This is a genomic window from Nostoc sp. 2RC (genome assembly GCF_014222165.1).
GTDB classification, from domain to species: domain Bacteria; phylum Cyanobacteriota; class Cyanobacteriia; order Cyanobacteriales; family Nostocaceae; genus Nostoc; species Nostoc linckia.
In genome coordinates, this window is sequence record NZ_JACKZU010000299.1 from 1 (window position 1) to 10,247 (window position 10,247).

8 protein-coding genes and 1 pseudogene are annotated in these 10,247 nt (G+C 40.2%); 5 read left to right on the forward strand and 4 right to left on the reverse strand.

What is annotated here, in order from left to right:
• The first annotated feature begins 126 nt into the window (after window positions 1–126).
• From cobQ to GNE10_RS36155, 3 genes and pseudogenes are all read left to right on the forward strand, one after another.
• The gene (cobQ, locus tag GNE10_RS25840; protein WP_185567977.1) at window positions 127–1,605 is read left to right on the forward strand and encodes a cobyric acid synthase CobQ; all 1,479 of its coding nucleotides are present in this window, start codon (window positions 127–129) and stop codon (window positions 1,603–1,605) included.
• Between the two features lie 96 nt (window positions 1,606–1,701).
• Window positions 1,702–1,938: a 2Fe-2S iron-sulfur cluster-binding protein gene (locus GNE10_RS25845; RefSeq protein WP_099067238.1), complete on the forward strand. Its 237-nt coding sequence runs from the start codon at window positions 1,702–1,704 to the stop codon at window positions 1,936–1,938.
• Between the two features lie 179 nt (window positions 1,939–2,117).
• Window positions 2,118–2,333 (forward strand): annotated as a pseudogene (locus GNE10_RS36155) (type II toxin-antitoxin system HicB family antitoxin).
• A 679-nt stretch (window positions 2,334–3,012) separates the two neighbouring features.
• Here the strand turns inward: GNE10_RS36155 and GNE10_RS25850 are convergent.
• From GNE10_RS25850 to GNE10_RS25865, 4 genes are all read right to left on the reverse strand, one after another.
• Window positions 3,013–3,456 (reverse strand): SRPBCC family protein, encoded by a 444-nt coding sequence (locus GNE10_RS25850; RefSeq protein ID WP_185567979.1) that lies wholly within the window; start codon window positions 3,454–3,456, stop codon window positions 3,013–3,015.
• Between the two features lie 53 nt (window positions 3,457–3,509).
• The gene (zds, locus tag GNE10_RS25855; RefSeq protein ID WP_185567981.1) at window positions 3,510–4,949 is read right to left on the reverse strand and encodes a 9,9'-di-cis-zeta-carotene desaturase; all 1,440 of its coding nucleotides are present in this window, start codon (window positions 4,947–4,949) and stop codon (window positions 3,510–3,512) included.
• Window positions 4,950–5,223: 274 nt separating this feature from the next.
• Window positions 5,224–5,400 carry a CopG family transcriptional regulator gene (locus GNE10_RS25860; protein WP_099067243.1) on the reverse strand — a complete coding sequence of 59 codons (177 nt, stop codon included), beginning with the start codon at window positions 5,398–5,400 and terminating at the stop codon, window positions 5,224–5,226.
• Window positions 5,401–7,348: 1,948 nt separating this feature from the next.
• Window positions 7,349–8,989, reverse strand: a complete 1,641-nt coding sequence (locus GNE10_RS25865; protein WP_185567984.1) for a DUF6930 domain-containing protein — start codon at window positions 8,987–8,989, stop codon at window positions 7,349–7,351.
• Between the two features lie 326 nt (window positions 8,990–9,315).
• On the opposite strand from GNE10_RS25865, the gene GNE10_RS25870 reads away from it, so the two are divergent.
• The gene (locus GNE10_RS25870) at window positions 9,316–9,672 is read left to right on the forward strand and encodes an iron-sulfur cluster assembly accessory protein (protein WP_099067246.1); all 357 of its coding nucleotides are present in this window, start codon (window positions 9,316–9,318) and stop codon (window positions 9,670–9,672) included.
• 127 nt (window positions 9,673–9,799) lie between these two features.
• Entirely contained in the window at window positions 9,800–10,222 is a 423-nt protein-coding gene (locus GNE10_RS25875; RefSeq protein WP_185567986.1) for a hypothetical protein, read from the forward strand.
• Window positions 10,223–10,247: the final 25 nt, after the last annotated feature.

The following is a 10,247-nucleotide window of genomic DNA, read 5'->3' on the forward strand; positions in this document are numbered from 1 at the left end:
TAAGGGGGAAAGGTTAAATTTATCCCTTTTCCCTTTACCCTTTAACCTTTCCCCTTTCCCCTAACTCCTCAGTCCCCATGCCCCTAAAATTTCACCTTATATATTAATAAAAACCTGATAGTGACTATGAAATCAATTATGGTGGTGGGGACAACATCCCACGCAGGGAAATCACTCTTAAGTGCAGCTATTTGTCGAATTTTATCGCGGCGTGGTTGGCGAGTGGCTCCCTTTAAAGGTCAAAATATGGCTTTAAATGCTTATGTCACTGCCAGTGGAGGAGAAATTGGCTATGCCCAAGCAGTGCAAGCTTGGGCGGCGGGAGTTGTACCTTGGGTGGAAATGAACCCGATTTTACTTAAACCCCAAGGGGATATGACTTCGCAAGTAATTATCAAAGGTAGACCAGTGGGTAAAGTCGCTGCCGCAGATTACTATGAACAATATTTTGACCTGGGGTGGCGGGCAATTGAAGAATCGCTACAGCATTTGGGAACAGAATTTGACTTGCTGGTTTGTGAAGGTGCTGGTAGTCCAGCGGAAATTAACCTCAAGCACCGCGATTTAACGAATATGCGGGTAGCAAAATATTTGAATGCGCCAACTCTACTGGTAGTTGATATTGACAGGGGTGGCGCTTTTGCCCATGTGGTAGGCACTTTAGAATTATTGGAACCGGATGAACGGGCTTTAATTAAAGGTGTAGTAATTAATAAGTTTCGAGGACAGCGATCGCTCCTAGAACCAGGAATAAAATGGTTGGAAGAACGTACGGGTATTCCCGTTGTTGGCGTTATACCCTACTTACAAGAAGTATTTCCGGCGGAAGATTCCCTTGATTTGCTAGAACGTCAATCAACCAAAGTTCAAGCCGATCTCAACATAGCAGTTATTCGTTTACCCAGAATTGCTAACTTCACTGATTTTGACCCTCTAGAATCTGAAAGCTCAGTTTCAGTAAAATTTATTAGTCCCAAGCAAGATTTAGGACATCCAGATGCAGTAATAATCCCAGGTACAAAAACCACAATTGCTGATTTGCTACTACTACAAAAAAGCGGTATGGCAGAAGCGATTCAACATTACGCCGCTTCTGGGGGAACAGTTTTAGGCATCTGCGGCGGATATCAAATGCTGGGACAAATCATAGCCGACCCAGAAGGAATAGAAGGACAAGCTGGTAGATATCAAGGGTTAAATCTTTTACCAATCAGAACTGTAATTACAGGACAAAAAATTGCCCGCCAGCGACAGGTTAGCTCGAATTACCCCCAGTTGGGCTTGCCAGTCAATGGCTTTGAGATTCATCAAGGGCGATCGCGCATTGAACAGCAAGGAATAGATAGCCAATCTTACCATGCGCTATTTGACGATATTAACTTAGGGTTAGTAGATAATTGTCAGTCAGTCTGGGGTACTTACCTCCACGGAATTTTTGATAACGGCCCTTGGCGACGGGCTTGGTTAAATCGCCTCCGTCAACAACGGGGTTTAAAATCTCTGCCCACTGGTGTTGCTAACTACCGGGAACAACGAGAGCAAATTTTAGATTCTCTAGCTGGTGAAGTTGAAAACCATTTAGACTTAACTCCGTTTTTGTCTTAAGCTAAAATGCTTTGAAATGTCATTGGTCATTGGTCATTTGCTTTAGACAAAGGATAAATGACAAATGACACGCCCTAAATCAAAAGCGTAAGATTAATGATTGTTCGTGTCCGATTTCTACCAGATGATGTCACAGTAGACGCCGAAGTGGGAGAAGCTCTCTTGGATGTAGCAGACCGGGCTGGAGTATTTATTCCTACTGGTTGTCTGATGGGGTCTTGTTACGCTTGCACTGTGGAATTAGAAGATGGAGAGAACATCCGCGCCTGTATCACTGCGATACCACCACGCGAAGAATTAACGATTAATTTGTTTAGCGACCCAAGTTGGTAGTTTTTAACTCTCTAATACCAACTCTCTATGAAGATGCACCTAATATTTTTTAAACGAACCGCAAAGGACGCAAAGGACACAAAGGAAGAGATAACTTAGATTAATTATTCAGAGCAAGTTGACAGAGAATTGGTATAAGTGCAGAAAGTCAGATAAAGAAGTAGAAAAAAACAAACAAGGTGAGTAAGCTGAAGTATCAAATGCTTATTCAATGGTCTGAAGAAGATAATTGTTTTTTGGTAGGCTTTCCTGATTTCCCAGGATAACGCTGGCGGACTCATGAAGATACTTACGAATCAGCAGTACTAAATGGAATTGAAGCCTTAGACTCTCTAATTATTGCTTACGAAACTGTAGGCGAACCACTTCCAGAACCAACAGTAAGTAGAGTGTAGTAACGCACTTTACTAGCTAATGACCAATACTGCTCAATTTGCGCGATCAATCTCAGGTTATTTTGGTTGAAATACTATTTTTACGTATTATTACTGGTTTTTTACATTTAAAAAATTTCTATAGTTAGGGACTAGGAATATTCTCGTAACAACAGCTAATAGTTAATATGTCAAATCCGAGAGTTGCAAATATTGTACGTAGATTTGCTAGAGACAGGGTATCGAAAAATATACAACAATACCAAGAGTTTCTAGATGATGGCTACAACTACATCCTTAATCCACTAAGCAAGGAATTACATCTCGTTGGTCTCAGTAATTTCCGTGGCCTTCACAACCTGACATACGCAAATTTAGAAGAGTTCTATGGTATTTATAATTTAGACGATGATAGCCCAATTCACATTTTTCCCGACGGTACAGAAATTCCTCTCTATTGGTATGACACCGATGAGTTCATTGGATATTATACACTCAATAAATGTGAACACTGTTTTCCAGGCTAGTATTAGCCATTAAAACTATTCAGAATTAAAGTTTGCATTGAGTGAGCAAAGTTACGACCAAGCTATAACTCTACGCGTTCCTATTCAGTACAACCCTTAAAAAATGCATTTTTCCTATCAGGCAGTAAGAAACTTTTGCACTTTCTTTCCTACTACCTGTATTTCTATTTGTATCAATTACCTTTAATATTTAAGGCGTATTGTCTAAACCTTTCCAAATCTGCTTGAATTGTTGATTCAACTATCCGTCCCAAAAATAAGTTATCCATAATTTTGCCAATAATGCCAGGGATAGCGTAGGAAATAGTCATTTTGACGATAGTACTACTATGGCGATCGTAAAAACGAATCGCTCCCTGATTCGGCAACCCATCAATGGATTCCCATTGAATAATTTGGTTGGGAATTACTTTCAAAATTCGAGATTTCCAAGTAAATTCCAAACCATTACTACTCAATTTCCACAGAGATATATCTGGATTATCTGGCGGAATCTTCACTGAATCAATCCACTTCATCCATCGCGGCATTTGTTCTAAATCAGACCAGAGGCTCCATACTAAATCTATGGGAGCTTCTACTTCTATTTGCACAGTATGTTCTAACCAATCTGACATGATTTTTTATTCCTTGGCGTCTACTGTTTGACAAAAGCCAGTGGGTGTCTATGTCAATTTTTCAAAGTCTCCAAAATCACTTTTGCTGCACGCCGTCCAGAAATGGTAGCACCTTCCATACTGTCAATGTAATCTTGCTGCGTGTAACTTCCTGCAAGGAAGAAGTTATGCACTGGGGTTTTTTGGTTGGGACGATACACATCCATTCCTGGTGCTTCTCGATAAAGAGACTGAGCAAGTTTTACCACGCTGTACCAAGTCATATTTAACTCCCGCGATGAGGGAAAAAGTTCGTGGACTTGCTTGAGGACATGTTGAGCGATCGCTTCATTACTTTGTCCAATAAAGGGATCTCCTGGTGTCAGTACTAACTGTAATAAAGATCCCTGTCCTGGGCGATAATAATCGGCAGGGCTAGTCAACGCTAAATCCGCAAAACAAGAAAAGTCTGCATCGGCTGTGTAAAGTAAATTATCTATTCCAGCCGCTTGATTTAACTGTTTACGGTTTTCTGCATTCTTGAGTTCTGTCACCCACCCATCGAAGCGTAATTGCACTGTTGCCACTGGCACTGCATCGAGTTTGTAAATATTGTCAAATTCTGACCATTTACGCCATTCTTGGGGTAGGATTCGCTGAATACCTGGAACATCACAGGCAAATACATAAGCATCAGCAGTGATAGTTTCTACTGTATCACCTTGGGCTACTATTATGCCTGTAACGCTTGTTTGTTCGTCTGTTTCTGTAAACTGAATTTCCCGCACTTGCCGACGGGTATAAACTTTAGTGCCTCTAGCTTCCAGATATTCCAGAATCGGCTTGTGCAAATACTCAGCTGGGGAACCTTCGAGCATTCGCAGCACTGAAGCTTCAGTTCTGACTGCAAATAACTGGAATATTGTTAACATACAACGGGCAGAAATGTTTTCGCAATCAATAAATCCCAATGCGTAAGCGATGGGATTCCATAAGCGTTTGATGCTACCCTTACTGCCACCATGACTGCGGAACCAATCGGCAAAGCTAATTTTATCCAAATTGCGGATGGTTCTCATCGCCCCATTAAAGTCAACTAAGCCACGAACAATCGGACTAGTTCCCAAGGCGATGGCATTTTGCAATTTATCCTGCAATGATAATTGAGAAGTAGTAAAAAATGCTTTTAATCCATTAAAAGGCGCACCTGTAATAAAGCGAAAATCTAAAGCACCAGTCCCGCCTCCTTTGTTAACAAAAGTGTGGGTATGCTCTTTGAGGCGTAAGTTTTCTAATACCCCCACTTTCTTCATCAAATCAAATAATTGGTAGTAGCACCCAAAAAATACATGCAACCCCATTTCTAAATGGTTGCCATCTCCATCAACCCAACTACCAACTTTACCACCCACAAACGGACGAGACTCAAAAATCTGTACTTCACAACCAGCATCGGCTAGATCAACTGCGGTTGCTAGCCCAGCCAGTCCCGCACCTACAATTGCAACACGCATTCCGTCGTTCCTTTTCAGTTTCTTTACAGATTGTAACTGGGTTGGCGTCGGAATTTGCTACTTAATATCAACTCACCAACATATTCAGGCTAGGCGATGTCAATACTAAAAGATCTTTGATTACTCCTTTTAGTCTCAGCAAATGACCAGACGCGAGAAAAACGCGCCTGTATCGATTAGAGAAACTTTTGTCCATTGCAGTGGACTCAAAAAAGGATCGCAGTTATTTTTTTGGTGGCAAAACAGTTATCTGGTAAGTCGTAAAAGCACTTTCTTACCTATTTCCATCTTTGCCTTCATCAGACATAGGCAAACTTCTAATCAGTTCGCGAATGACATCAGTTGCAGGTCTACCTGTTTGCTGACAATATTTTTCTAGTTTTTCTGCTTCCTGTGTTGCAAGGTTAACAGTTATACGTTTTACGGCCCATTTTTTATTTGTCATTATCATGCTATTTGCTGTATATTTACACCATCGAAAAAGGTCTAACTAAAGAGGAAAACGATAAGATTACCAGAGTTTGTGTCATGAAACAAGTAATACCATTAATATTAAGATTGTTGGTTTTGTCAAAGGTTTCATCATTTTCTAAACAAATCAAAAAACTACAGTTTTTGTTACCATTGTGACAGCATAAAAAGCACATACTTGCTTTTGGAAATAAAAACTCCAGTAACAGCATGAGTAAACCCTGACCGTGAGATTTTCAATAGTGAATTTGAGATATCTACTATTGACTCAATCAAGATTTCCAAAGCTATTTTCCAGGCAAAGCATTTGAGGTTGTGTTTTAGCCAAGTTTATCCAATGTCCTTGGAGATAACATCTGGTATGACACCTGAAACTCCAGCTGGAGAATCATTTTGGTGCCTCAATGCTGACCTTGATGTTGGTTGCAATGGTATATATAACTAGCGAAAGCTTACTCAAAAAATAGGTAAATAAGCGATCGCTCTAGACCAAACGCCCATTTACACTGATGACTGTAACTAATCACCTAATATTTACTTCCAGCTTTATAGGTTTTGGTTTTTGGTCATCGAACTGATTTATTTGTTCGATGAATTTTGTAGTTAAAAAATCTGCGGTGTAAATATCCCAGATTTGCTGATAAATTTTAACAACATTATCTGTAATATTACACAGATTAATTAGCTATCAAAATGTGATGTTATTTGAGTGTTGTCTCTAATAATATTTTAGTTTTGTTTCATCCTTTTACATTAACTCCCCGTAAAGATACGATGAATTTTTGGATATTTTTTCTCTTCCCTCTAACGATATAATTTGCTGACAGAACAACAAATTATTTTTGTCTTTGTTATTTTCATCTATCTGAAGGTATTAGAAATTGTTTGTAGGCAATTATTTTCTTACATATTGGTGGGTGAGTAAATTTTTGGTCATAATTAAACTAAAATAAAAATGATTACCAACAAAAAGATGAGAAAATAAATCATTATTTAAAAGCAAGTATACTTATAAACAACGATTTTACATTTCATATCTCTTTTTCGGTATTGTGCCTATTATAGCTGTAATATACGCACTTTAAGTAATCTTTATTTAGACAAAAATCCTATTTGATATTCTTTATAATAAATATATAATTGTGGGCTTTGGCTTAATAATATCAATACATAATTAAGAAATTCAGATCGAAACATATAAAAAAGATTTCCATATCTACAGTCATCAGCTATGGCAATCCTAAATGAGTTATTAAAGTACTCATGAAAATAGAAAAAAGGGAATAAGCAACAGGCAAGAGAAAAAACAATTGACAAATTTACTATATATTCACAAATGATATAGGATTACTATAGGTTTAATTCAACGAAAGACTATTTATAAATAGTGTTGATTAAAATAACTAGGTCAACTTAATTAAACATAAAATGATAGCAACGCACCTCAATTGATATAGTAGAATCTATCAAGGTGCGTTAGCCTACGCCACAACACACCCGACATTTATTTACATCCACATCTTAGGTTTTTTTAGGTTGAGCTACTTATCATCAACTAATTTAAAAACCCATAAGTAAGTCGGTATGAATATTTATCATTAGGACTTACGCAACGCCGATATTGTCATTGCGACCGAAACGGAGTGTAGGGAAGCAATCCCAGCGTCAGGGGGGATTACTTCTCTACGAGACGCTGTGCGTAGCTTGCTTCTGTGTAGGAGTACGCTATCGCTCGTAATGACCCAATTACGTTATTTTTGCGTAAGTCCCGATCGTTAAAATCAGGCAGTAGGGAGTAGAAAGTAGGGTCACGACTCCCCATTCTTGTATCGCTTTGTTAGGTTGAAACCCCGTGCCTTGTGAGCGGCAAAGGTTTTCCCACTCCCGACTCCTGATTCCCTACTTCACTTTTATGGCCAAAAGTGCAACTATTCAAATTTAAGTTCAGGCATGAGTTGGAGAGTGCCAATGCCCAAATCTTTAGGTGAGAGCGATCGCGCTTCAAACAAAGCCATCATATCTCGTAATTGAGGATTGCCGCGGGAAGCTCCAGTGAGTCCTTTGGCAATGATTAAACCGCAGTATCCCTTTGTATTTTTACAACGCTGATTCCATTTTTTCCGGGCTTCTACATGAATTGGATCTTCATCCAAAAATTCACCAAAGAGAAATAATTCACCATTTTGAGTTTGCAATAAACCCAGGTCGTAGCGATCGCCATCAAAGGGGTCGGCACCTGGATTAAAGCAAATTGCTTTGAGTCCACCTGCTGCTTCAATTCTTTCAATTACAGTTTTAGCCTTGGGTCGAGAAGTTTGAATTAAAATCACCGGTAAACCATCGCCCACTTGTTTGATTTCACCAGCCTTATGATAGTTGACACCTTTATGCAGATACTCCAACATCTCCCAGGAGACCACACCTAAACTGAGGAAAGAATCTTCGGGAATCAAATCATCTTGTAACGAGCGAAAGTTTTCAGACCCAAGATTGTCAAATTCTTCATCCTCAACACCAAAGCCAGCCATTTCTTCTAATTCTGCTGCTAACTCTGGCATGGTAGAGACTGTCACAGCCACAGATTTAGTTGATTCTTCAGATTGTGGGGGAGAAATGCGATAGCGACGGCTAAGGGAAGGGAAGGTTTCAGAATGCAACTGGCGTCGGTGGTCGCGAAGAAAGCGGCTCAAGCTTTCAATGGCAACATAAATTACCAGTGCTTCCTCATCATACAAAACAGAACGCAGTCCTTCTAAAGGGTGGATATTACCGAAAGTGGGGTCAATATCTGAAAGTGGCAAATCTGCCAAATCATCGATATCATCCTCATCTTCGTCGATTTCGTCAGCACTTTCAAAAGTGAGAAACAAACAATCTTGTTTGAGAAAAGCTTCTTCTAGACGTTCTTTTGATTCTTCATCTTTTAAAACTGCCGCTCGAAACCGCTTGAGAGATTCTTCTGAGCGATAAAATAAAATCCCATACTCCATTCCCAGCATTCCCATAATGGAAGCGTAGAGCGTACCAACATCCCACTTATTAATTTCTATTGATAGAATTTGTTGTTCTTCCAAAAATTCCCAAGGTGCGGCTTGCCAAATTGCAAAAGCTTTCTCTCGCAAAATTTGTGCGTATTGTGGAGGTAAGTCGGGGGTTTGACTATCCAGGATATCAGCAAACCCGCGAAACAACTCGTCAATTAAAGGTAATTCTGGTGCGTAGTCAATGGCGATATCCAAATCTTGTAGCACCCCTCGCAGGTAAAATTGGATTTCGCGGTCTTTGACTACAATTCGTTGGGGTCTGGCGGGTTTTGCCGGACTGTGGGGATGTTCCATTGCTCGCATCAAAGTGCGAACTATTGCTTCCGGGCCGATATCTGAAGCTACCACATCCATACCCCGGACAATACCTTGGGAGTAATCTACCCAAAGAATGCATTCTCCCTTAGCTTCTGAGTCTGAATGCTGGCTTGGTGACGATAACGGACGACGATCGCCCTCCCATACAGAAGGAATTTGAGTTAATTTCTTCAACCGACGACTGGTAGAGCGATTAAAACTTGTCATAGAGTAACTTAATCAAAAGAAGCAATTTAGGAAGTAAACTTTTGGGGATGGCTAGCCTCGGATTGAATTTTCATGGCTGCATCACAAGAGTGGTCGCATCTGTGGCTGCCAAAAGGCTTGAACTCCAAAAATACAAATCGGTAAGATACAGTGAGTCTCTCAATTCTAGAATAAAAATCTTTCGCCGCTTTTGACGGAGTGTTTACAATTTGGCACTTAGCGACATCTATGCCGCTAGAATGGATACAAAAACACCAAGAGTAATCCAGAGGCAATAACAAGCCTACACAGGTGACACTTGGAATAATTAAGGAGTTGAAAAGCAAATGACACAAGCAACTCAGGCACAACAACGCGGAATTCTGCTGAGCGAAGCCGCATTGCGCCAGGTAAAATTTCTCCAGGAAAGGCAAGGCAAAGACTTATGCCTGCGGGTAGGAGTACGTCAAGGTGGCTGCTCTGGGATGTCTTACATGATGGACTTTGAAGACGCCAGTAAGATCGGCCCTCAGGATGAAGTTTTCGATTATGATGGCTTCCAAATTGTTTGCGATCGCAAAAGTCTATTATATCTCTACGGCTTAATGCTCGATTACAGCGATGCCATGATTGGCGGCGGCTTCCAATTCACTAACCCCAATGCTAGCCAAACTTGCGGTTGCGGTAAGTCATTCGGGGTGTAATATTGTTTAGTTGTCATTTGTCCTCTCTTACAAAGTTCTGTTCGCCGGAAGCCGGCACCCAGACTTTGCGCTTTGTCCAAAGCAAATGACCAATGACCAATGACTAATGAATATTGACTAATTTAGTATGACTCAAACAGTTGAATCCCTGTTTGACACAGGTTTAGAACGTTATAAAGCTGGAGAGCCAGTAGAATCTTTAATTCCTGTGTTTAAAGAAGTGTGCGATCGCGCTCCCAGAACTAGTTCAGCTTGGATTTGTTTAGCGTGGTTATATCTACTCAACAACAAACCCAACCTGGCTTACAAAGCTGCAAACAAAGCAGTCAAGTTAAATCCACAAGACCCACAAGGGAGGATTAATCTTGCTCTAGCAATGCTGGAAACAGGTCAAAAAGGTTTGCGGGAACACATAGACTTTGCACAACAATTAATTTTTGTCAACCAAGAATGGGCTGATGAAATAAAAAATAGTATTGAAGACGGTTTAAATAGGAAACCAGACTGGGAGAATTTGAGAAAAGTGAAAAAATGGCTGTTTGAAGAATAGAGAATGGGGTATGGGGCACGGGGCA